The 22742-nt window shown below is 70.7% G+C and carries 19 protein-coding genes; 17 read left to right on the top strand and 2 right to left on the bottom strand.

Going from position 1 to position 22742, the window contains the following annotated elements; translation table 11 throughout:
* Positions 1-251: 251 nt before the first annotated feature.
* Complete coding sequence (locus GA0070614_RS02135) at positions 252-1586, bottom strand: hypothetical protein (protein WP_157744878.1); 1335 nt, start codon at positions 1584-1586, stop codon at positions 252-254.
* A 438-nt stretch (positions 1587-2024) separates the two neighbouring features.
* Between GA0070614_RS02135 and GA0070614_RS02130 the strand changes: the two genes are divergently transcribed.
* From GA0070614_RS02130 to GA0070614_RS02055, 16 genes are all read left to right on the top strand, one after another.
* Positions 2025-3029 (top strand): DUF1996 domain-containing protein, encoded by a 1005-nt coding sequence (locus GA0070614_RS02130; protein WP_088974405.1) that lies wholly within the window; start codon positions 2025-2027, stop codon positions 3027-3029.
* Positions 3030-3200: 171 nt separating this feature from the next.
* A complete protein-coding gene (locus GA0070614_RS02125) occupies positions 3201-5348 on the top strand; it encodes an RICIN domain-containing protein (protein ID WP_157744877.1) in 2148 nt (715 codons plus the stop codon).
* 116 nt (positions 5349-5464) lie between these two features.
* Positions 5465-6022 (top strand): hypothetical protein, encoded by a 558-nt coding sequence (locus GA0070614_RS02120; protein ID WP_088974403.1) that lies wholly within the window; start codon positions 5465-5467, stop codon positions 6020-6022.
* Positions 6023-6243: 221 nt separating this feature from the next.
* Positions 6244-7221, top strand: a complete 978-nt coding sequence (locus GA0070614_RS02115; RefSeq protein ID WP_088974402.1) for a LacI family DNA-binding transcriptional regulator — start codon at positions 6244-6246, stop codon at positions 7219-7221.
* A gap of 116 nt (positions 7222-7337) precedes the next feature.
* The gene (locus tag GA0070614_RS02110) at positions 7338-8327 is read left to right on the top strand and encodes a LacI family DNA-binding transcriptional regulator (RefSeq protein ID WP_172892542.1); all 990 of its coding nucleotides are present in this window, start codon (positions 7338-7340) and stop codon (positions 8325-8327) included.
* 241 nt (positions 8328-8568) lie between these two features.
* On the top strand, positions 8569-9393 hold the full coding sequence (locus GA0070614_RS02105) for a hypothetical protein (protein ID WP_088974400.1): 825 nt from the start codon (positions 8569-8571) through the stop codon (positions 9391-9393).
* A gap of 336 nt (positions 9394-9729) precedes the next feature.
* Positions 9730-11055 carry an ABC transporter substrate-binding protein gene (locus GA0070614_RS02100; RefSeq protein ID WP_088974399.1) on the top strand — a complete coding sequence of 442 codons (1326 nt, stop codon included), beginning with the start codon at positions 9730-9732 and terminating at the stop codon, positions 11053-11055.
* A gap of 65 nt (positions 11056-11120) precedes the next feature.
* Positions 11121-12017 (top strand): carbohydrate ABC transporter permease, encoded by an 897-nt coding sequence (locus GA0070614_RS02095; RefSeq protein WP_157744876.1) that lies wholly within the window; start codon positions 11121-11123, stop codon positions 12015-12017.
* A complete protein-coding gene (locus tag GA0070614_RS02090; RefSeq protein WP_088974397.1) occupies positions 12014-12928 on the top strand; it encodes a carbohydrate ABC transporter permease in 915 nt (304 codons plus the stop codon). Before GA0070614_RS02095 ends, GA0070614_RS02090 begins: the two co-directional genes overlap by 4 nt.
* Positions 12929-12930: 2 nt before the next feature.
* On the top strand, positions 12931-13335 hold the full coding sequence (locus GA0070614_RS02085) for a VOC family protein (protein WP_157744875.1): 405 nt from the start codon (positions 12931-12933) through the stop codon (positions 13333-13335).
* Positions 13336-13394: 59 nt separating this feature from the next.
* The gene (locus tag GA0070614_RS02080) at positions 13395-14786 is read left to right on the top strand and encodes a four-carbon acid sugar kinase family protein (protein WP_172892347.1); all 1392 of its coding nucleotides are present in this window, start codon (positions 13395-13397) and stop codon (positions 14784-14786) included.
* Positions 14787-14814: 28 nt separating this feature from the next.
* A complete protein-coding gene (locus tag GA0070614_RS02075; protein ID WP_157744874.1) occupies positions 14815-15606 on the top strand; it encodes an amidohydrolase family protein in 792 nt (263 codons plus the stop codon).
* Positions 15603-16700, top strand: a complete 1098-nt coding sequence (locus GA0070614_RS02070) for an isocitrate/isopropylmalate dehydrogenase family protein (RefSeq protein ID WP_088974393.1) — start codon at positions 15603-15605, stop codon at positions 16698-16700. Before GA0070614_RS02075 ends, GA0070614_RS02070 begins: the two co-directional genes overlap by 4 nt.
* Positions 16701-16721: 21 nt before the next feature.
* Positions 16722-17792: a Gfo/Idh/MocA family protein gene (locus tag GA0070614_RS02065; protein ID WP_088974392.1), complete on the top strand. Its 1071-nt coding sequence runs from the start codon at positions 16722-16724 to the stop codon at positions 17790-17792.
* Complete coding sequence (locus GA0070614_RS02060; RefSeq protein ID WP_157744873.1) at positions 17789-18454, top strand: GntR family transcriptional regulator; 666 nt, start codon at positions 17789-17791, stop codon at positions 18452-18454. Before GA0070614_RS02065 ends, GA0070614_RS02060 begins: the two co-directional genes overlap by 4 nt.
* 603 nt (positions 18455-19057) lie before the next feature.
* On the top strand, positions 19058-19840 hold the full coding sequence (locus GA0070614_RS02055; RefSeq protein WP_157744872.1) for a hypothetical protein: 783 nt from the start codon (positions 19058-19060) through the stop codon (positions 19838-19840).
* Positions 19841-19939: 99 nt separating this feature from the next.
* On the opposite strand, the gene GA0070614_RS30045 is transcribed toward GA0070614_RS02055, so the two are convergent.
* Positions 19940-20455 (bottom strand): RNA polymerase sigma factor, encoded by a 516-nt coding sequence (locus GA0070614_RS30045; protein WP_157744871.1) that lies wholly within the window; start codon positions 20453-20455, stop codon positions 19940-19942.
* 518 nt (positions 20456-20973) lie between these two features.
* On the opposite strand from GA0070614_RS30045, the gene GA0070614_RS02045 reads away from it, so the two are divergent.
* Positions 20974-21423, top strand: coding sequence for a GerMN domain-containing protein (locus tag GA0070614_RS02045; protein WP_157744870.1), 450 nt, complete (start codon positions 20974-20976; stop codon positions 21421-21423).
* Positions 21424-22742 lie beyond the last annotated feature (1319 nt).

The following is a 22742-nucleotide window of genomic DNA, read 5'->3' as shown; positions in this document are numbered from 1 at the left end:
GGAGGGGATGGCCCGGCCACGGCCGGCCTACGGTCGCCGGTGGCTCCGGCTACGGCGACCCACTCGTCGCCGATCAGCGGTACGCCGTCGGTGGGAGGTCGCGCTGCGCCAGCACCGGACGGGTCGAGCGGCTGATCGGCCCGTCCGGTGCACGGCGGTGGGTCGGTGCGGTCGGGCAGGAACCTCGGGGCCCGTGCTGGGACGACCGACAGAAGTCCGCCCGGATGCCGAGGACATGGACGGTGGCGGTCTTACCGCCCGTGTAGGGCGACCCGGTCCGTGACGAGGAAGAACCGGGCCGTCCGGCCGGTGGGCTGGACCGGTCGAGCCGTACCGGCGGTGGTGTCCCTCTCCACGGTCAGGGTCACCGGCTGGGGGGCCGCGCTGTCCGGCCGAAGGAGGACGAAGCTGTGCGTGCCCCGCGTGCCGGGAATGGCCGTCAGTTCGGTCTCCGCTGACAGCCGCAGGTCCAGGTCGACGTTGCGCACCACGTGACGCTCGGGAAAACGGAGTCGGACGATGTTGGGGAAGGAGCGACGGAGGTCCGGCTCCACCCGGATGTTGCGCGCCACGTAGTTCGCCTCGTTCCCGCCGATGGATCCGCCGACGACTGACTCACCGGCCCCCTCTCGGTAGTCCCCCACCTCGGAGCGGCTGAGCCGGCCGTTGACCACGACGCCGTCGACCACTACGTCCCCTTCTGCCTGGGCGGGGCTCCAGCCGAACTGGACGGCGGTGCCGCTGTCCTGCAACTGCACCCGGATGTTCCTGGCCACCGCACCCCTCTTCTTCGGCTTGATGGCATCGTCGCCGACCTTCAGGAAGCTGTCGCGCAGCAGGCCGTCCTGGCCGATCTCGACCCCGCCACCACCGCTGCCGCGGGGGCGGCTGGCCGAGACACCGAACGCGGGGGTGACGACGACCAGGTCTGACATGGTGCCGCCGGCATTGCCCTGCAGTGGGCGCACCGCGTTGTGGCCGTCCCCGAAGATCGTGAAGTTGCGGAGGTTGATGGTGGCCCGGTTGTCCGACGTCGCCTGGATCACCGAGGCCGGATTCGTGGGGTCCACCGGATTCGGCACGAACACCCCGACCAGCGCGCTGTCGAGATAGCCCGGCGCATCGACGACACCCTGCGGTCCGACGCCCACCACCCCGCCGTCGCCACCCCGGCGCCGGTTGAAGAAGCCTGTCCGTTCCGCCTCGGAGTCGACGTCGCGGTCGTCGTACTGCTTGTTCCCGCCGAGGATGGTGACAGTTCCGGTCGCGGCGATCTGAATGTTGGCGGCCACGATGCCGTCGATGAGATAGGTCCCGGCCTTGTCCACGGACAGGGTGGCGGTGCTCGCTGTCCACCGGACCCCGTCGGCGTTTCCACGAGAGTTGTCCGCGTTCAGGCTGGCCAGGGACCCGTTCCTGAACCGTGCCCGGAATCCACCCGGCGAGGCGCCGGCTGGTGCGGACGACGAATCCGCAGCGGGCTCGGCCGGTCGGTCACTCGCCTCCGCCGATCTCCAGAGGAGGGACATGGTCACGCAAACGGCTGTCGCGCTCAACGCGGCCAGCGCCCGCTTGGCTCCCGCCATCAGTCTCACCTTCCGATCCACCGGGCATCGCGGCGGGGCCGATTCCCCGGGTTGATGGACGGCGTCGTGGTGAGACACCATCCGAGGCCGGCGCAGGTTTCACCGCGAGCGACCTCTCGGCCAGGGGAGCGTGGCGGAGCTGTCCGCGTGCGGTGAGTGGCGGACCCTGACCGACCTCCGCCGCCGGGTACGACAGCACCGGTACCCGGTCCGCGGCGATCGCGGCGGTAGTGACCGAACCCGTCGGCGTCGCCGCGGTGACCACTGCGGCAACCACCGGATCAGCGGCATCGAGGTGGACGGTCCGGGCGCCCCGGCGGACACGACGGGACTTCGACGGCGGCCACGGTGAAACCCTGACGGCCGCTTCGGGGTGTCCATCGGTGATCAGCCATCGGATGGGGATCCACCGGTGGACCGAACCGCCAAGGAGCAATCATGCTGCAGCACCGACACCGCCGTATCGCGCTGTCCCTGGTCGCCGCTGTGGGCCTCGCCGGGTCCTGGGCCGTGGCCACCAGCACCGGCTTCGCCGCCGAGAACGACCGCCGTGACAGCAGGATCGAGCGCAACGAAGGCAGCTTCATCACGCGCTGCGAGCTGAGCCACCGCGCCGCCGACGACCCGATCGTCGCCTTCGGTCAGCCCGGCGCCTCGCACCTGCACGACTTCGTCGGCAATCGGGGCGTCAACGCCGGCTCCACCTACGAGCAGCTGAAGCGGAACCCGAGGACGACCTGCGACGGCGAAGGCCACACCGGGTCCTACTGGTTCCCTACCGTCCTGGTCAACGGCGAGCCCACCGAGGCGACCCGAACCAACGTCTACTACCGGTCCCGACAGCTCGACCCTCGCGCCATCAAGCCGTTCCCGCAGAACCTGCGCATGATCGCCGGCGACGCCCGCGCGACCCGCGAGCAGCCCGGCGACGTGGCGAACTGGGACTGCGTCCGTAGCGGTGACCGCCGCAGCGTCCAGACGCCCAGCTGCGCCGCCAACGACGAGTTCCTCAAGTTCCGCATCGAGTTCCCGGAATGCTGGGACGGCGTCCGGATCGACAGCCCCGACCACAAGAGCCACATGGCCTACGCCAACCGCGGCGAATGTCCCCGCACCCACCCGGTCGCCGTCCCCGGCATCACGGTGTCGGTCAACTTCGAGTACGGCAAGGACATCCGGCGTACCGACCGGATCACCCTGTCCAGCGGTGGTGTCTTCTCCGGCCACGCCGACTTCATCAACACCTGGGACGAGGCGACCCTGGGCCGGCTGGTCGCCGGGTGCCTCAACGCCGCCAAGTCCTGCGACAAGGGCGAGAAGCCGGATGTGCGGCCCGCCGTCACGCCGGTCGCGTCGGACACCACCATCCACAAGACCCGGATCACGTCCGGCTCGGCACCGGCCGGCGCGGACACGACCACGCACGCCGGACACGGTGGTTGACGGCGGCCGGCTGCGGGCTTCGGCAAAGCCGGTTCCCCTGGCGTATCGCCCGTTCGCCGCACGGAGACGTGACGGCTGACCAGACTCGCTCGCCGTCGACCGCGTGTCGTCCCGGCCGGGCCGGAGCGCGACCGGAGCGGGTCGTTCCACCCCACCCCTGGAGGTAGCACAGTGCAAGAAGGTCGTGGCACGCCTGAGCGCGGGCCCGGACCGGACGGTCTACGACCGGCCGGGCGGCGACTCGGGCGGCGCCGCCGCTGGTCGACCGCCGTCGCCGTCCTGGCCGTCGTCGTAGGGGCCACACTGCTGGCCACACCCGCCGTACGTGGTCTCGGGCAGCAGGTCGACGGTGACCCGCGCGAGCCCATCGCGCACGTTCCCGCCGACCTGCCGGCCGAGGGCATGGTCTATCAGGGTCTGACGCCGGCCGAGAAGGGTGAGCCCTGCGTCGGCGCGTACGAGGTCGCCGGGGACGACGACTGTTCGCACGGGCCGGACCCGGTACCGCCGGGACTGGACATCGGGCGTGACGTGAAGCCGGTGGCACCGGTGCGGACGGAGCCGACGGCGCCACGTCCGGACCCGAAGACTCCGCGTGATGCCGAGGTGGCCGAGGACGCCGGGGCCCTTGCTCCGGCCGAGAGCACCCCGGCCGTGGTGCCGGACGCGGCAGCCGGCGGGCTGTCGTACACCCTGGGCGAGTCGGGGGTCGTCTGTGCTGGTGACGGCACCGACGGCAAGCGGGTCCAGGTGCTCTACGCCTACGAGGCAGGCCGACCCAGTCGCTTCGGCCAGTACCTCGAATCGTTTCGCGCCTGGGCCGCGGGCGTCGATGCGATCTACGCCGCCAGCGCCCGGGCGACCGGCGGCACCCGGCACGTCAGATACGTGGTGACGCCGGACTGCAGGGTCGACGTGCTCCAGGTGCAGCTGCCGTCCGGTGCTCTCAGCACCTTCAAGGACACGATCGAGGCGCTGCGGGCGCTCGACCACGACCGGACCGACCGCAAGTACATGATCTTCGCGGACGCGAACGTCTACTGCGGCATCGGGACCTTCGTCGGCGACGAGCGCAGCGCTGCGACCAACCGCAACAACCTCGGCCCGTCGTACGGCCGCACCGACGCGGGGTGCTGGACGCCCTCGGTGGCCGCACACGAGTTGACGCACAACCTCGGCGCGGTCTTCGACAGCGCGCCCAACTCCAGCAAGGCCGGCCACTGCGTCGACGACTTCGACGTGATGTGCTACAAGGACGCCGACACCACGAAGGTTCGGGTGGTCTGCGGCGACCGGGGCCTGGAGAAGCGGCTCGACTGCAACCACGACGACTACTTCCACACCGACCCGAAGGCAGGCAGCTACCTCGACACCCACTGGAACGTCGCCGACAACGGTTTCCTGGTCAAGGGGGAGCCCAGCGTCGGACCGTCGCCCACCCCCTCCGGTGCCACGCCGACATCCGGCCCGCCCGGGGTCACGCCGACGCCCGAGCCCACCCCGGTGCTCAGCCCCACCAGTGCCACCCCGAGCCCGACCGGCACCACGGCCGCCCCGAGCCCTGACGTCACCACCGTGACACCCGGCCCGAGCGGGACCGACCCGGTGCCGAGTCCGACGGTCACCCCGCCGCCGAACCGCGTGAAGCTCACCGTCAGCGACACCACCGCCACGTCGACACGGCTCGCGTGGCCGGCGGGACCGGTGGACGCACGGTACGCCGTCCTGGTCGACGGTCGGTCCATCGCCCGGACTGCTGCCACTCGCGTGTCGGTCATCGGGATGCGCCCCGGCACTGCCTACCGGGTGCAGATCGCCCTCGTGCAGTCCGGTGGCGGTCTCCAGCCCTACACCGAGGTCGTGACGGTACGCACGACGAGTCCGGTTGCCGCGGCGGCGAACGAGTGGCTGTCGTTGCACAACGCGCTGACCGGGGCGCCGGCCGAGGTGCACGGCAGCCGCCGCAACGACGGTGTGCCGCTGGTTCTCGGGAGCGGCACCGGTGCCGCCAACCAGGCCTGGCGACTCGTGCCGGCCACCGAGGGGATGTTCCTGATCGTGTCGAAGGCCACCGGCAAGTGCGTCGCACCGCTGGGCGGCACGGCGGTCAGGGGGGTTCCGCTGGTCCAGGTGGAGTGCGCACCCGGCCAGACCGGGCAGCGCTGGCGGGTGACTCGTACCGATGCGGGTCTCCGACTGGGAACCGCCGACGGTGCCCTGGTGGTCGGTATCGGCTCGCGCTACGGGGTCACCCGCCTGCTCACCCTGCAGAGGCCGGACGGATCCCGCCACCAGAGCTGGACACCTCGCCCCGCGTGACCCCCCGTCGCGCATGCGGACCTGCCGGCACCACCGCGCCGGCGGTCCGGTCGATCGGTCCGGGCACTCGTGCACGCGGGTGTCCGGACCGACCCTTCTCGCCCGAGGAGATCCCGTTGCCCACGAAGCCCCGGCCGGTCCGGGCCGCCGTACTGACCGCCCTGTTGCTGGCGCTGGTTGTCGGCTGGCCCGACCCGGCCCACGCGCACCGTGGCGTCGTCCTGCACCTGCACCACGACGGTCGCGGCACGGTCCGGGTCGACATGGCCTGGACCGACGGTCATCCGGTGACCGGCCCGGCCAGCGCCGTCCTGCTCGCCCAGCGGGCCGGAGGAAGGAGTGTGGGTCCCGTCGGACTCCGCGCGGTGATCGGCTCCGGGCCGACCACGTTGACCCTGGACGCGCCACTGGCGGACGGTCGTTGGACGGTGACCGTGGACGCGGCGTCACCAGGACTCGGGCAGTGCGTCGCCGACCTGGTCGTGGGTCCCGACTCGCCCGCGCAGAGCATCACCTGCGGCTCCATCACCGCGCCGACGGTCACCGCCGCGGCACCGCCGGCCGGCGGTGGCCTCACGGTGCCGATCGCCGGCGCCGCCCTGCTGATCATCCTCGGCCTCGCCCGCTACGCGCGTCACCGCCGGCCGGGGCGGTCAGGCGCAGGCCCGTGTTAACGATCACGCGTGCTCCGGCGGATGCCCGCGACCCGGACGTCACGGCGGCCGGAAAGGCGCACAGGTGCTGGGCGGCCGGCCGCTGGAGCGCGCCCGGGCTCCGCCATGTGACCGTTCGGCTCGGCTCGTTGGCGGTGCCTTTCGCTGCTGTTACCGTACGGGCCATGACGTCACGAGCGCCGGCTCGCACCGACGGTCCCGACCGTGGTCGGACGCCGGTCATGCGCGATGTGGCACGGCTGGCCGGCGTCTCTCACCAGACGGTCTCCCGGGTGCTCAACGGGCACGCCAGCGTCAGCGACAGCACCCGTGAACGCGTCGAACTCGCCATCGCGCAGCTCGGTTACCGTCGTAACGTCAGCGCCCGTGCCCTGATCACGAAGCGGACGAACACCCTCGGAGTGGTCAGCGTGTCGGCCCAGCAGTACGGTCCGGCGAGCACCTTGTCCGCCATCTCCCACGCGGCCAGGCAGGCCGGCTACTTCGTCAGCGTCGTGGCGCTGGACGTCGTCGACCGGTCCTCGATGCGGGCCGCCATCGATCATCTCATGGCGGCCGCGGTCGACGGGGTGGTCGTGATCGCACCTGTGCGTGCCGCTGTCGAGGCGGTGGCCGGTCTGCCGGGTCCGGTGCCGCTGGTCATGGTCGAGGCGCAGGACGGCGAGCAGTCCGTGCCCGGAATCGATCAGGCAGGCGGCGCGCGTGCGGCGACACGCCACCTGCTCGAGCTCGGGCATTCCACGGTCGTTCACATCCGCGGGCCGCTCGACTGGTTCGAGGCGGACGCCCGGGCGAACGGTTGGCTCAGCGAGTTGACGGCTGCCCGCGCCCCCGTGCCGCAGGTGCTCGTGGGCGACTGGTCGTCGCGCTCCGGCTACGAGGCGGGTCGGCGGATCCTCGAGCAGCCCCACGTGACCGCCGTCTTCGCCGCCAACGACCAGATGGCGTTGGGGGTGCTGCACGCCCTCGACGAGGCCGGGCGGTCGGTGCCCGGTGACATCAGCGTGGTGGGCTTCGACGACCTGCCCGAGTCGGAGTTCTTTCATCCACCGCTGACGACCGTCCGACAGGACTTCGCCGAGGTCGGCCGGCGGTGCATCACCGAGATCATTGCTCGCATCGACGGCACGTGCCCGTCGCCGACGGGGCTGATCGACCCTGAGTTGATCGTTCGGAGCAGTACGGCCGCGCCCCGATGACGTCCGGTCGGGGCTGGTCCGGACGGGTGTCTGCCGGGTTCGGCCCGGTGCGCCGCCGACCGGGCTGAACCACGTGGCAGGCGGACTGGAGGTGCAACACCGTGAGCGGTCCTGCGATGACAGACGTGGCGCGCCTCGCCGGTGTCTCTCATCAGACGGTGTCCCGGGTGCTCAACGGGCATCCTCACGTACGCGAGCAGACGCGACTGCGGGTGCAGGCGGCCATCGTCCAGCTCGGCTACCGGCCGAACCGGGCGGCCCGCGCGCTGGTCACGGGTCGGACCCAGGTGATCGGGGTGGTCACGCAGAACCCGACCCTCTACGGTCCGGCGTCGATGCTCGTGAGCCTGCAACAGGCTGCGGCCGACAGGGGCTACGCGGTCAGCGTGCGAGCCCTGGTGACGCTCGACATGCAGACGATTCTCGAGGCGGTCGAGAGACATGTGGCGCATCGGGTCGCCGGTGTCGTGGTGATGGCGCCGGTGGAGTCGGCGGGGGAGGCCCTGGCGCGGGTGCCCGCCGGTATGCCACTGGTGACCGTGGACGGTGATCCGAGCGACCCGGTGCCCCTGGTGACGATCGATCAGAGGACAGGGGCTCGCGAGGCTACCCGGCATCTGCTCGATGCGGGCCACCGCACCGTCTGGCACGTCTCCGGACCGGCTGATCGGTTCGGCAGCGCCAGCCGGGTCGCGGGGTGGCGGGATGCCCTGGTGGCGGCAGGGGCAGAGGTGCCCCCGGTGCTGGAGGGAGACTGGTCCGCCGCGTCGGGTTTCCGGTGCGGGCAGATGCTCGCCCGGATGCCCGAGGTGACGGCGATCTTCGCCGCCAACGATCATCTCGCGCTCGGCGTGCTGCGCGCGCTGCACGAGCACGGTCGGCGGGTTCCCGACGACGTCAGTGTGGTGGGCTTCGACGACGTGCCGGAGGCGGGGTACTTCACCCCACCGCTGACGACGGTGCGGCCGAACTTCGACGCGGTTGCCCGGGCCAGCCTTGACCTGCTGTGGGAGCAGATCGACGGTGACGGCGCCAGTGGCGTGCGGTGTCGCGTCGTGGTGCCGGAGTTGGTCGAACGAGCGAGCGTCGGCGCGCCGCCCCGGTGACCGCCGATCGTGCCTGACGCGGGGCCGCGACACTGTCCGGGCCGACTGCCTCGTTTCCTGGTGCGGGCCCCTGTCCGGGTCGACCTCGATGACCGGCACGCCGAGGTGGAAGCGGGACCGCTGACCCTGGAGTCGGAGGGCGGCGGTGTTGCCTGGTTGTTACTGGGAGGTTGCCATTGACGGGCTCCGTGTTCACTGTATACAACGTATCCAAGCACTCGCCGATCCATCGGGAGGACTGATGGGCAAGGTATTCGGCAGGACCTGGCACGTCGCGGCCGCAGCGGCGGCGGTGTTCACGCTGCTCGCCACCGGAGCGGCACCCGCGCAAGCGGCGGCACCCACGCTCAACTACCCGTGCGAGCGGATCGCCGTCAGTTCCGACGGCAACTATCACGACCGGGACGACATCGGCGCCTCCGCCATGGCGCTCGCCCTGCTCGCCGAGAAGGGTCAGCAGTCCCGGCTCGTGCACTGGGACTACAACTCGCATCTGGGCAGCTCGAACGCGAGCTGGGAGCAGGACATGGTCACCGCGACCGAGGGCACGGCCGCCCAGTTCGGCTATGACGTGGGTGTCATCTTCCGCAACAGCCAGACCGACCTGGGCCGGGCCGTCAACCATCTCAAGAACAAGATCGACGCTTCAACCGCCAGCAACCGGCTCTGTCTGGTCGGAGCCGGACCGATGGGCGTCGTCTACCGCGCGCTGGACGTCTCGAATCCCGCCCAGCACCCGTACGTCACGTTGATCTCGCACTCCGACTGGAACAACAACCACGACGACGAGGACAACATCTTCAATCTCGCCGACATCCGCCGTGACTTCCCGCAGGTGCGCTACACCCGCATCCAGGACCAGAACGCCGGCTTGGGCACCACCGGTGGCGAGGCCAGGTGGTCGTGGATGTCCACGTCCTCCGACCCGGGCCTGCGCTACGTCCACAACGTCGTCAACAACATCATGAACAAGAGCGGGGACGTCTCCGACGCCGGCATGATCTACTACCTGATCACCGGAGACGACGCCGGCAACGCGACCAAACTGCGCAACTTCCTGCAGTGACGGTGAGCGGGGCGGCCCCGTGTGGCTCGGCCGCCCCGCTCACCGCCGGCGGCTACCCCGGCCGACCGGCGATGCATCCCCGAGGCGCGCGTCGTCGCGCCCCGGGCGGGCGACTCAGCAACCGTACCTGCTTCAGCAGGCCGGCCACCGCGCCGCGGACGACCTGCTGATCGACGACCACGTTGCGGCACGCAACCTACGACGGCCCCGACAACCGTGCACCTGAGCGGAGGGGCGACCGATCCCGCGACGGCCGGCTCGACCGGCCGCTGCGCATCCCCCACCACCATTGCCGACCCGACCGATGACCGGGTCGATCCCCCTTTTGGAGTAGCCATGGCACACCTGAGCCGCACCGGCATGTCCCGCCGACACGCGCTGGGCCTTGGTCTCGGCGCCGGCCTCACCGTCGCGCTCGCCGCCTGCGGTGAGGACGGCACCTCGACCACCGGTGGCGGCACTTCGCTCGGCGGTGCCAGCCTGACCGGGCTGATGCGCGCCAGTTTCATCCCCGCCATCCACGAGCTTCAGCAGAAGCAGGCCGCCGCCTGGGCGCAGACGCACGACGGAACCGTCGAGCTGACCTTCGCCAAGGAGTGGCGCGAGCAGATCGCCGCCGTCGTCGAGTCCCGCTCGGGTGAGGACCTGGGTGAGCTGTTCGCGAACCAGGCCCACATCTACGCCGACCGGCTGGTCGACCTCACCGACCTGTGCGAGTCCATCGGCGAACGTGACGGCGGATGGTACGACGTCGCCCGGGAGGCGTGTGTCGTGGACGGCCGGTGGCGGGCGATTCCCCGGGCCTACACCGCGCACGTGCTCAACTGGCGGACCGACCTGTTCGCCCAGGTGGGCGTCACCGAGTTTCCGACGACGTGGACCGGGCTGGTGGAGGTGGCGACCCGACTGCGGGACGCGAAGCTGCCCCGGGTCGCGCTGACCATGAGCCAGGCCGGGCCGAACGACTCCGCGAGTGTCGCCTACTCCCTGCTCTGGTCGTACGGCGCCGCCGAGGTGGACAAGGACGGCAAGACGGTCGCCATCAACAGCGCCGAGACTCGTGCCGCGATCAAGCTGATGCAGGATCTCGCCGCGGTCAGCGCGCCGGAGATCTCCTCGTACGACGAAGGGGGCAACAACACCAGCTTCCTCGCCGGCAAGATCGCGGTCACCCAGAACGCCACCAGCATCTGGTACACCGCCCAGAAGCAGGCCCCGGACATCGCCAAGAACATGAGCCACGCGCGCTACCCGCAGGGTCCGGCCGGACACCAGCAGCTCGTCGAGATGAACTCCCTGGCGATCTTCTCGCACAGCAAGCGGATCGAACCCGCCAAGGACCTCTTCGGCTACCTGATGGACAAGGGGCAGCTCGGCAAGCTGGCCGAGATCGCCCTGACCTACTACACGCCGCTGCTCAAGGGCTACGACGACCTCGCCACCATGCCCTGGAACTCGGAGGCCAAGCTCAAGGGACTCAAGGGCCTGGCTGCCGGTGGGCACATGCCCGGCTGGCCCGGTCCGGCCTCGCGGCAGTCGGCCCAGGCGTACAACAACCAGACGATCGTCAACATGTTCGCCCGGGTGATCAGTGGCAAGGCCGGCGTCGACGAGTCGATCCGGGTCGCCGAGGACGAGCTCAAGAAGGTCTACGGGGGCTGACCGGGATGACCGTGCGTACCCATGATCGCCTGGCGCGACCACGTCCGTCGGCCGGCCTCGGCCCGGTGGCCCCTCGGGAACGCTGGTCCTTCCTGGACCGGGAGACCCCGCTGGGCTACCTGCTCGTCCTTCCGATGGCCGTGGTCGTCCTCGGGCTGGTGGGCTATCCACTGCTGCTGACCGTCTGGTTCAGCCTGACCGACAAGGCGCTCGGCAGTGACACCGTCTCCTTCGTCGGGTTGTCCAACTACCTGGACCTGCTCGACGACCCGGTCTTCGGCCGGACCATGTGGAACACGTTCAACTACACGGTCACCGCGGTGCTGGCGAAGCTGGTGCTCGGCCTGGTGATGGCGTTGGCGCTCAACGAGGTACGCCGGTTCCGGCGGTTCTTCCGGGCCGCCTTCCTGCTGCCCTGGGTGGTGCCGTCGTCGTTGAGCGTGCTGGCATGGATGTGGATGTTCCAGGCCGACTTCAGCGTGCTGACCTACCTCGGCCGGCAGGCCGGCCTGGTGGACGGCAACATTCCGTGGCTGGGGGAGGCGGGCTGGGCGATGGCCGCCGTGCAGACGGTCAACATCTGGCGCGGCGCCCCGTTCTTCGGGATCATCATCCTCGCCGGCCTGGCCACCGTGCCGAAGGAACTCGTCGAGGCCGCCGTCGTCGACGGCGCGAACGCATGGCAGCGGCTGCGGTACATCATCCTTCCGCACCTGACCCCGATCCTGGTGGTGGTCACGCTCTTCTCGTTCGTGCAGACCCTCGGCGACTTCCAGATCGTCTGGATCCTCACCAACGGCGGTCCGGTCAACAGCACCCACCTGATCAGCACCCTGGCGTTCCGCACCGGCATCCGGGGAGCGGACATCGCCTCCGGTTCGGCGATCTCGTTCTTCGTGTTCCCCGCGCTCGCCGCGATCATCGCGCTGCAACTGACCGTGATGCGACGAAAGGCGAAATGACCATGGCCACCCTGTCCGGCCGGGCCACCGCCCGGCCGCCCCTTCCCGCACCGTCGCCGCCGGTGGGGCTGTTGCGCCGGCTCCGCGTGACCCGACGGCTGCTGATCACCGTCACCATGGCGCTGTTCACCGTCTTCACCCTGTTCCCGTTCGTCTGGATGGCGCTGACCTCGCTGCGTACCGGATCCGACCTCTACCGGGTCGCCGACCGTCCGTTCTCGGTCAGCGGACTCACCCTGGAGCACTTCCGGGACCTGCTCACCGAGACCAAGTTCCTCACCTGGACGCTGAACAGCCTGATCGTGGCTCTGTCCGCCTCCGCGATCGCCCTGGTCATCGGGGTCCCGGCGGCCTACAGCCTCGGGCGGCTGCGCTATCGCGGCGGCACCCTCGTCGGCGTGATCGTCTTCTCGACCTACCTGCTCCCGCCGGCGCTGCTGTTCATCCCGATGAACGTGGTGGTCAACCGGCTGCACCTGGGCAACACGCTCGGCGCGTTGATCCTGGTGTACCTGACCTTCCTGGTGCCCTTCATCGCCTGGATGCTCTCCAGCTACTTCCAGAGCCTGCCGGTGGAACTGGCGGAGGCGGCACGCATCGACGGGGCCAGCCGACTGCGGGCGATGGTGCTGATCGACCTGCCACTGGTGCTGCCCGGGGTGGTGTCGGTGTTCTTCTTCGCCTTCACCCTCTGCTGGCAGGAGTACCTGTACGCGCTGACCTTCGTCCGTTCCGCCGACAAGCAACCCGTCGCCGTCGGACTGGTCAACGCGCTGCAGGTGGGCGACGTGTTCGCCTGGGGCCAGCTGATGGGCGGCGCGCTGCTGGGCGCGCTGCCCGTGGTGATCATCTTTTCCTTCCTCATGGACTACTACCTGTCCGGTCTGACCGCCGGGGCGGTGAAGGGATGACGATGCGAGACCGAATTCGCGGGCTCGACCACATCGGCCTCGTGGTACCCGACACGGAGCAGGCGCTGGCGCTGTGGCGCGACCGCCTGGGCTTCGTGGTCCTGCACGCCGAAGTGGTCAACCAGGGCTCGGTCCTGCTCACCCATCTCGACCTGGGCGCCGTCCACCTGCAACTGGTGCAGCCGCTGGTCAGGCCGCACCCCTTGCACGACTGGCTGGACCGGCACGGCACGGGTCTGCACCATCTCGGCTTCGCGGTGGACACCGTCGACGTGGCCTGGCAGGGCGACGGCGTCGGGATCCCACCTGCCCAGCCGACGCCTCACCAGGGCGTCCAGGGCAAGCGTTCCGTCTTCCTGGACACCCGCTGCACCGGTGGCGTCCAGTTGGAGCTGACCGGCTCATGAACGGCTCATTGACACCGTTGTATCTGGCGGGCCTGCCGAAACCGTGGGCCACTCCGCTCGTGCCGCCGCTGTCGGAGCAGATCGCCGCGCAGCGGTGCACGGTCGTCGTGCTCGACGACGATCCCACCGGCACGCAGACGGCGCACGGGGTGCCGGTGCTCACCCGTTGGGACGTCGACACGATCGCCGCCGAACTGGCCGCCGGCCCGCCGGCGCTGTACCTGCTGACGAACTCCCGGTCGCTCGACCCGACCCGGGCGGCCGACATCAACGTCCGGACCGGCCGGCAGGTCCGGGCGGCGGCCGAGGTGGCGCGGCGGCGGGTGGTGGTCGTCAGTCGGGGCGACTCGACCCTGCGCGGGCACTTTCCCGACGAGACGCAGGCGCTGGCCGAAGGGCTCGGCGGTGGCTTCGACGGGGTGCTGCTGGTACCGGCGTTCCTGGAGGCCGGGCGGGTCACCGTGGACGGCCGGCACTGGGTGGCTGACGCCGGCGGCTGGATGCCGGTCGGACGGACACCGTACGCCCGCGACGCCACGTTCGGCTTCACCTCGTCCGACCTGCCGGACTGGGTGGCCGAGCGTAGTGGCGGCCGGATACCACGCCAGGACGTGCAGGTGCTGACCGCGTGGGAACTGCGCAGGGGAGGCCCGGCGGCGGTGGCCGGCCGGTTGCGTCGGCTGCGCGACGGCGCCGTCTGCGCCTGCGACGTGGCACACCCGGCCGACCTCGAGGTGCTGGTGGCCGGAGTGCTCGCCGCCGAGGCCGCGGGTGCGCGGTTGCTCTACCGCACCGCCGCGTCGTTCGTCCGGGTCCGCGCCGGACTGCCGCCGCGGGGTCTGCTCACCGTCGCCGAGCTGGGGCTCCGGCGGCCGGCGGACGCGGGCGGTCTGGTGGTGGTGGGCTCTCACGTACCCGCCACCACCGCCCAACTCGACCGGTTGCTCGCCGATCTCAGCGTGATCGGCATCCACGTCGACGCCGCGCGGCTGGCGGGGTCGGAGCAGCAGGTCCGCGCCGAGGTCGACCGGGTGGCCGAGTTGGCCGGTGACGCGGTGGCCGCAGGGTGCACTGCCGTGGTGCACACCAGTCGCACCGTCCTGACCGCCCCGAGCGCCGCCCTGGCCCTCGCCCGCAGCGTGCGGGTCTCGGCCGGGCTGGTGCAGATCGTCGGCCGGATACCGGTGCGTCCCGCTTTCGTGGTGGCCAAGGGCGGTATCACCTCCAGCGACGTCGCCGCCGACGGGCTGGGGATCAGCCGGGCCGACGTGCTGGGTCAGGTGCTGCCAGGGGTGCCGGTCTGGCGGGCCGGGGCGGACAGCCGGTTTCCGGGCCTGACCTACGTGGTCTTTCCCGGCAACGTCGGTGGCCCGGACGACCTGCTCGCTGTGGTGAAGATGCTCGACGGATCCGGGGGACAGGAGGGGGCGGATGACTGCACCGCCGAATGAATACGATGTATGCAGTTCGGAAGGGCCGGTGCTCGGGGGCCCGCTGGTCGACGTGCACGGGCACTTCGGTCGCTCTGCCGCCACCGGCTACTCGTCCGGCGCCGCCGATCTGCTGCAGGCGATGGACCGGCACGGCATCGCCACCACCCTCGTCATGCCGCAGCCCACCGCCGACCGGGGGACCGCCGACCGGGTGCACGCCGAGATCACCGAGGCGGTGGCCGGTCATCCCGGCCGGCTGTACGGGATCGTCAACCTGGACCCCCGGCTGCCCGAGGCGGAGTACCGTCGTGCCGCTGATCACCTGCTCGCCCGGGCCGGCTTCGTCGCGGTGAAGATCCACACCGCAGGGTTCGCGGTGGCTCCCGACGACCCGGTGTGCGACAAGGTGTTCCGCGCCGCGGCGGATCACGACGTGCCGGTGATGGTCCACACCGGCCTGGGCGGTCCGCACACCCTGCCGCAGCGGGTGGTGGAACCCGCCCGCCGGTACGGCCCACGGCCGGTGGTGCTCTGTCACGCCGGGTTCGGCGCCTTCTGCGCCGAGGCCATCGAGGTGGCGGTCAGCACCGCGAACGTCCACCTGGAGCCGTCGTGGTGCCCCGCCTTCAGCGTCCGGCAGATGGTGCGTCGCCTCGGCGCCCACCGCGTCATGTTCGGCAGCGACCACATCGAGAACATCCCGGTGGAACTGGCGAAGCTCGACGCCGTCGGTCTCACCCCCGCCGAACGTCGCCTGGTCTGCGCCGACACGGCGACCAGCGTCTTCGGCCTGCCCCCGTCCACCCTCACCACGACCCGACCGGAGGCTGCCGCATGACCGAGTACCGCATCGCCGTGCTGCCCGGGGACGGCATCGGTCCCGAGATCACCGCCGTCGCCACCGCCGTGCTGCAGCAGCTCACCGCCGCGCACGGTGGGATCTCACTCGACCTGCGACACCAGGACGCCGGCGCCGGCCGGTGGCTGCGCGAAGGGGTGGCGTTCACCGACGAGGCGTACGACGCCTGCGTGCGGTCCGACGCGATCCTGATGGGCGCGATCGGCCTGCCCGAGGCCCGCCACCCCGACGGGCGGGAGGTCAACGGCGACGTCATCTTCCGGCTCCGCTTCGACCTGGACCTGTACGCCGGCATCCGCCCCGTCCGCTCGTGGCCGGGACTGACCAGCCCACTGTCGGCCGCACCGCCCGTCGACTACGTGGTGGTCCGGGAGAACGTCGAGGGTCTCTACGCCTCCCGCACGGGCGGCTGCAACGTGCGCGACGAGGTCGCGACCGACACCATCGTGATCACCGCGACGGGCACCCGCAAGGTGAGCGAGCAGGCGTTCCGGCTGGCCGGCAAGCGAGGTGGCCGGCCCCGCGACGGCAGACGTCTGGTGACGTGCGTGGACAAGGCGAACGTGCTCAGCTCCTACGCCTTCTTCCGGCAGGTCTTCGACCAGGTGGCCGCCGAGCATCCCGACATCGGCGCCGACCACGTCTACGTCGACGCGATGACCGCGTACCAGGTGCAACAGCCCGACATGTTCGACGTGGTGGTCGCCGAGAACATGTTCGGCGACATCATCTCCGACCTGGCCGCGGCCACGGTGGGCGGGCTCGGCCTGGCCGCCTCCGGTGACATCGGTGACCGGCACGGGTTGTTCCAGCCCGCGCACGGCTCCGCACCCACCATCGCCGGCAAGGGCGTCGCCAATCCGATCGCCACCGTGCTGTCGGCCGCGATGATGCTCGACTGGCTGGCAGACCGACATGCCGACCCGGCCGCGGCCGAGGTGGCCCGGCTGATCGACGACGCCGTCGGCGACGTGCTCGCCGACGGGCGGGTCCTCACTCCCGACCTGGGTGGCACCGCCGGGACCGCCCAGGTCGGCGAGGCGATCATCGCCGCCGCGATCCGGCGGCGGTAAGTGAACGGGGGAGTGACTGCGATGCAACGACCACTGCGGGGCCTGATGGTCGGTGTCGGCTACTTCGCGCCCATCCAGCTCGCCGCCTGGCGAGCCGTCTCGGGCGCGGAGATCCGTGGGCTGGTCGGGCACCGCGACCGGGCCCGCGTCGGCGCGGTGGCACGCGACGCCGGCGTGGGCTGGGCGGGAATCGACCTGGCCGCGGCGATCGACGCCGTGCGGCCCGACTTCCTGGACATCTGCACGCCGCCGGCCACCCACGGAGACCTGATCCGGTACGCGGTGACCCGCGGCCTGCCGGTCCTGTGCCAGAAGCCGCTGGCCGCGACGGTGGCGGAGGCCGCCGAGCTGGCGGAGCTGGCACACCGGCACGGGGTGCCGCTCGTGGTCAACGAGAACTGGCGCTGGCAGCCGTGGTACCGGGAGACGAAGAAGCTCATCGACGCCGGGGTGGTCGGACAGCCGTTCCACACCACCATGCGGATGCGGCCGGGGGACGGCTGGGGGGAACACCCCTACCCGGACCAGCCCTACTTCGCCGACATGCCGCGGCTGGTGCTGTTCGAGACCGGCGTGCACTACATCGACACCACCCGCTTCCTGTTCGGTGAGATCGACAAGGTGCAGTGCACGACAGCGACCGTCAACCCGGCCGTGGCCGGCGAGGATCTCGTCGTCGCCGTGCTGCACACCAGCCGGGGCGGCATCGTCGTGTACGACGCCGACCGCTCCGCGGTCGCGCGGACGGTACGCAGCCTGGCGTACGGAACGATGTCGGTGGAGGGCACGGAAGCCACGCTGGAGGTGGCCGACGACGGCACGATGACGGTGCTGCGGCGCGACGGTCAGGTGCTGCGGCACGCCTACCGGATGCCGGACGGCTGGAAGGGCGGCTGCGCGATCGCCGCGCAGCAGAACTTCGTCGACGCCCTGCGCGGCGGTGCGGAGGCGGAGACTCCCGCCACGGACTATGTCCGTACGATGCAGGTGGTGGAGGCCTGTTACCAGTCAGCCGCACTAGGACGGGCGGTGCGGATCCGTGCCGATCGTGCGGCGGGCGTGCCGGAACCTGCGGGCGAGAGGCTGCCGTGAGCGCTGAGACGAGCTACCTGCCGGTGGAGGAGAGCACCTACCAGCGGGTGCGCGAGATGCTGCTCAACGGCGAGATTCCCGCGGGGCAACCGGTCAACCAGAGCGAGGTGGCCGTCGCGCTCGGGGTGAGTCGCACACCGGTCCGCCGGGCCCTGGCCCGGTTGGAGGGTGAGGGGCTGGTCGCCGCGGGCCCGCGCGGCTGGCACGCGGTGGGCTTCGACGCGGACCGGATGACCGCGGTGTTCGAGATCCGGGCCGTGTTGGAGGGGCTGGCCTGCCGCCTCGCCGCGCACCGGGTCAGCCGGGCCGAGCTGGCCCGCCTGCGGGTGTTGTTCCAGGACGCGTACGAGCAACTCACCGAGACCGGCTCCGCGGAGGCGTACTACCAGGCCGACGTCGCCTTCCACCGGGCGCTGCTGGAGTTCGCCGGCGAACCGCTGCTCACCCGGACCGCCGAGGTGCACCACATCCTCACCACCAGCCTGGCGCCGGGGCTCTACCGCGACCCGCACGAGACGCACCCGGAGCACCTGGCGATCATCGAGGCGCTGGCGACCGGCGACGCCGATCGGGCGGAGGAGATGGCCCGCGCGCACATCCGCGCCGCTGTCCCGAACATCCGTACCGGCGCCGTGTACACGCCGGGAGCCAAATCCTCCTGATTCGTGCCGGGCGAGGTCCGGGGCGCCAACGCCTGCACCGACACCCCGTCACCGACGGGCAGTTGCGGGCGGCATCACGTGAACGCCGATCGCCACTCGGACCCGGAGGTCGGCCCTGGGCGCCGTCGTCGTCACCGGCCTGGCGACCGCGTGGGCGCGTCCGCGTAGCCAGCGGGTGCCACGGCAGCGCCCCGGGTGAAGATCACCACCACCGTGCCTCGCCGAGCGGGCGCGGGCGAGCACGCGGCGTGGCCGCTGCCTGTGCCGACCGGTCTGCGACCACCCCGACAGGCCCACCCGGTCAGCTACCTGGCCCGGAACGCCGCGCCCGGACACGTTCGAGCGGTACGTGACCGGATTGGCGGCTCGGCCTCGCCGTGGTCCGGGCGGCCGACCTGCCCGAGCAGGACCCCCGATTTCGGTTGAAACCTCCACCCCCGTACCGGGGTGTCTGTCTGTGAGCCGCCTGGCCGGGCCGACAGTACCCGGCCTTGGCCGGGCGGTGATTACTCCCTCGTACTGGAAGGACCTCTGATGTCACGGATCTCCCGTCCTGGCCTCGCGGCTGCGGCCTGTGCTCTCGGGCTCGGTGCCGTTGTCGCGTTGACCGGGCAGCCTGCGCAGGCTGCGCCGCCGGCTCTCGATTTCGGTTGTGAGCGGATCGCCTGGAGTTCGGACGGTAACTACCACGATCGTGACGACATCGGCGCGTCGGCGATGGCGTTGGCGTTGCTCGCCGAGCGGGGGCAGCAGTCGCGGTTGGTGCACTGGGACTACAACTCGCACCTGGGCAGCTCGACGGCGAGTTGGGAGCGGGACATGGTCACCGCCACCGAGGGTGTCGGCGGGCGGTTCGGCTACGACGTGGCCGGGATCTTCCGCAACAGCCAGACGAATCTCAACGCGGCGGTGACCCATCTGCGTTCGGCGGTCGACGCCTCCACCGCCACCAACCAGCTCTGCCTGGTCGGTGCCGGCCCGATGGGGGTGGTGTACCGGGCGTTGCAGGGCTCGAACAGCGCGGCGCGTCAGCATGTCACGCTGATCTCGCACTCGGACTGGAACAACAATCACGACGACGACGACAACCGGTGGAACCTCGCCGACATCCGTCGGGACTTCCCGCAGGTGAAGTACAAGAGGATCCCGGATCAGAACGCCGGTCTGGGCACCGGTGGCGGCGAGGCGAAGTGGTCCTGGATGGCCGACAACTCCGACCAGCGGCTGCGCTACGTGCACAACGTCGTCAACAACATCATGAACAAGAAGGGTGACGTCTCCGACGCCGGAATGATGTACTACCTGATCACCGGCGACGACTCCGGCAACGCCAACAAGCTGCGCACCTTCCTCACCGCGCCCGGCAGCGGCCGGGTCTCCTCGTAGCCGTCCAGTCACCGGGGCTCGCCGGTGGTGGGTGTCGCACACCCACCACCGGCGTGATCTCGTTCGCGGTGCCGCGGTGCCGCGGTGCCGCGGTGCCGGTCAGGGCCGCAGGTGGAGGAGGAGTGCGTCGGTGGGCGTCGTGTCGTCCAACAAGGCGGCCTGCAACTGCTGGCGGCCGCGCCGCAGCCAGGTCTTGACGGTGTTCTCGGGTACGCCCAACTCGGCGGCCACGTCGCGGACGGGAAGGTCGACGACGTAGTGCAGGACCAGTGCCCGTCGGTGCCGTACCGGCACCGCCCGCAGGGCCTCGACGACGGCGACGCTGTCACTGCCGTCGTCGTGGTGGGTGCGACTGGTGCCGAGGCGCAGCAGGGCGTGAGCACCGCGCAACGCCTTGCGGCGCCGGGAGAAGGCCAGGTGGAACGCGACGCGGCGTACCCATGCCTCGGGCGCCTCGTATCCGCTGATCTTCGCCCACCGGAGCAGTGCGCGGGAGAACGCCTCCTGAGCGAGTTCCTCGGCGTCGTGACGGCTGCCGGTCAGCACGAACAGCTGACCTACCAGGCGACGGTACGTGGCCAGGTAGAACTCGGTGAAATCCCGCTCTGTCGACATCGGACCCCTCGACACCTGCCACACCACGCGCGGCACGGGGGCGCGTGTTCGGGTGGCGACCGTCCGACCTGGATGATCCGAATCATCCAGATAAGTAACGATTGCACCGTATGTGATAAGAACTGATACGTCAAACGGTGAATTCCCCAAGATCACGCCCTGAGGAGACGACGGTGACTGACGGATTTCAGGACGGAGGAGTGTCTCCCGACACCCTCCGCCACCTGGCCGGGGCCGCCGCCGACGCCGCACGACCACCTGATCCGGACGACCTGCGTCGCCGGGCGCGCCGACGCCGTGCCCACGTGAGCGCGGTGACGGGCCTGCTCGCTGTGGTGATGGTGGCCCTCCCGGCCGGCGTGGCCGCGGTGACCGCGTCGCCCCAGCGCCCGCAGGTGGCCGCTCCCGCATCGACCGCGCCCGCATCGACCGCGCCCACCGCGTCCGCACCGACGGTGGGGTCTGCTCGCCCGTCGATCCCGGTGCCTCCCGCCACTGCGGGCGCTACCCCGCCGGAGGTGGACGAGTCGCTCCAACCGGCAGCCGAGCCGACCACCGGTACCCGGACGGTCCAGCTGTTCCTCCTGCGCCAACGGCCCGGCCAGACCTGCCCGCAGGTGGTCGCGGTGACCCGGGGTGTGCCGGCGCGGGCCGTCGCCAAGGAGGCGTTGCGCGCTCTGCTCGACGGTCCGACCCGAGCCGAGCGTGCTGCCGGCCTGACCAGCGTCTTCGACGACGACTCCCACCGCTTCCGCTATCTGAAGCTGGACGGGCCGCAAGCCCGGGCCGACTTCACTGACCTCGACGGGATCCTGGCCCCCGGAGACAGGTGCGAGAAGGCCAAGCTGCTGGAGCCGATGCGACGCACGCTGGAGCAGTTCGACTGGATCGAGCAGGCCCGCTTCTCCGTCCGCGGTGACCAGCGGGCCTTCTACGTCGATGTCCTGCACGACCGTGTACCCGACTGACCGCCTCCCGTCGGCGGCGACCACCTGCCGGGAGCTGCATCGAGGACGCTGTCGGAAATCTTCTGCACGGTGAAACCTGGCGCGCGGGACCGGGGTGTCTCCTGTCGGGCACCCGTCGCGGTGACGAGGTCCGCCCACCAGCGGTCGCCATTGAGAGTGGCGCTGCGAGGGGATCGCGGAACAATCGCGCATCCCCGAATTCGGCATGCCCGAAATCGTTTGGAGGAAGTATTCGCTGCGGCAGGAAATCGCGTCGGCATTTGAACCGTCCACGTCGGTCGGGCCGTACTCCTGTGCGGACAACGGCTTGCCGGAAGACCGGAATCCCGTCCATACCGAATTGCCGGTGACCGAATGTCCAGCTGTCGGAGCGAGACCTGGGTGTCTCGCTCCGACAGCCTGTCCCAGGGAGGGGTCATTGGTTGCTCGGACAGAAGTGGGTCAGGTCAGGTGGGGGTCGCTGTGGCGGCCTACCGACACGCGATTTTCAACTGCGCCCGCGAGCGGTGGGGATGCCGGCGGGTCGCCGGCATCGCATCGGCGAGGGGCGTCGTGAACCGCGCGCGGGTCTCCCGGCAGGGCTTGAACCTGAACCACTACCACTGGCCCGGTCGCCTCCGGTGGCGTCGTAATCGTGGGCCGGCAGTCGGCCGACAGTCCATGAACGCCGGCAAGACAAGGAATCACCGGAGTGCCGGCCGGCCGGCACGACACCGCCGCCCGGCCGATCTGGCCGATCACCTCGATCACGTTCGGGGGGTGCTGGCCGCACTCGTGCTGGCGTTCGACGCGTTGGCCCGTGCCGCCGTCCGGGCGTGGCACTGGGTGACGTGCACGCTGCTGCGTCCCCGTGGTGGGCGGTGGTGTTGGCGTTGCGACTCCCGGCTGCTCCGGCGTCCGCGGCGTGGAGGTGCGAGGGCCGACCATCGCCGCGTGCCTCGTCCGGCCCGATCCGCGCGATGACGGCCCCGTGCTGCTCGGCCCGGTGAGCCGACAGGCAGGTATCGGTCCTGGCGGCCGGGTCGGCGGCACCAACCAGTTCGGCATCTGCCGTGCGGCTCCGAGGCCCGTCACGTGTGCAGTTGACGAGGCTGTCGAGGCGGGGTGAGGGTGTGCCGGGTGGAGTGTGGCCGAGCGCCGCGCGCGTTTCCTGAAACATTTCACCGGCGGCGGCCGAATAGCGCCCTGCCGTCGCCGACGGTGGTGGGTGGCATGCCGGAGATGCACATGCTCTGACCTCGATGTGGACCGTAAAGGTGGCGGATCTTGTCTCCGTCACGGACGAAGGCATAATTCATTTCCCATTCAGGTATTGCGAT

Origin of the sequence: Micromonospora coxensis, from assembly GCF_900090295.1 — a bacterium.
GTDB classification, from domain to species: Bacteria; Actinomycetota; Actinomycetes; order Mycobacteriales; family Micromonosporaceae; genus Micromonospora; species Micromonospora coxensis.
Note: the sequence above shows the minus strand (reverse complement) of the source record. Positions and strands in the feature narration are given on the sequence as shown.

Coding starts and splice junctions, on each gene's coding strand:
- GA0070614_RS02110 (WP_172892542.1), top strand. CDS start 7,338: ATGACAGACGTGGCGCGCCTCGCCGGTGTCTCTCATCAGACGGTGTCC.
- GA0070614_RS02100 (WP_088974399.1), top strand. CDS start 9,730: ATGGCACACCTGAGCCGCACCGGCATGTCCCGCCGACACGCGCTGGGC.
- GA0070614_RS02085 (WP_157744875.1), top strand. CDS start 12,931: ATGCGAGACCGAATTCGCGGGCTCGACCACATCGGCCTCGTGGTACCC.
- GA0070614_RS02130 (WP_088974405.1), top strand. CDS start 2,025: ATGCTGCAGCACCGACACCGCCGTATCGCGCTGTCCCTGGTCGCCGCT.
- GA0070614_RS02135 (WP_157744878.1), bottom strand. CDS start 1,586: ATGGCGGGAGCCAAGCGGGCGCTGGCCGCGTTGAGCGCGACAGCCGTT.
- GA0070614_RS02070 (WP_088974393.1), top strand. CDS start 15,603: ATGACCGAGTACCGCATCGCCGTGCTGCCCGGGGACGGCATCGGTCCC.
- GA0070614_RS02090 (WP_088974397.1), top strand. CDS start 12,014: ATGACCATGGCCACCCTGTCCGGCCGGGCCACCGCCCGGCCGCCCCTT.
- GA0070614_RS30045 (WP_157744871.1), bottom strand. CDS start 20,455: ATGTCGACAGAGCGGGATTTCACCGAGTTCTACCTGGCCACGTACCGT.
- GA0070614_RS02105 (WP_088974400.1), top strand. CDS start 8,569: ATGGGCAAGGTATTCGGCAGGACCTGGCACGTCGCGGCCGCAGCGGCG.
- GA0070614_RS02115 (WP_088974402.1), top strand. CDS start 6,244: ATGCGCGATGTGGCACGGCTGGCCGGCGTCTCTCACCAGACGGTCTCC.
- GA0070614_RS02065 (WP_088974392.1), top strand. CDS start 16,722: ATGCAACGACCACTGCGGGGCCTGATGGTCGGTGTCGGCTACTTCGCG.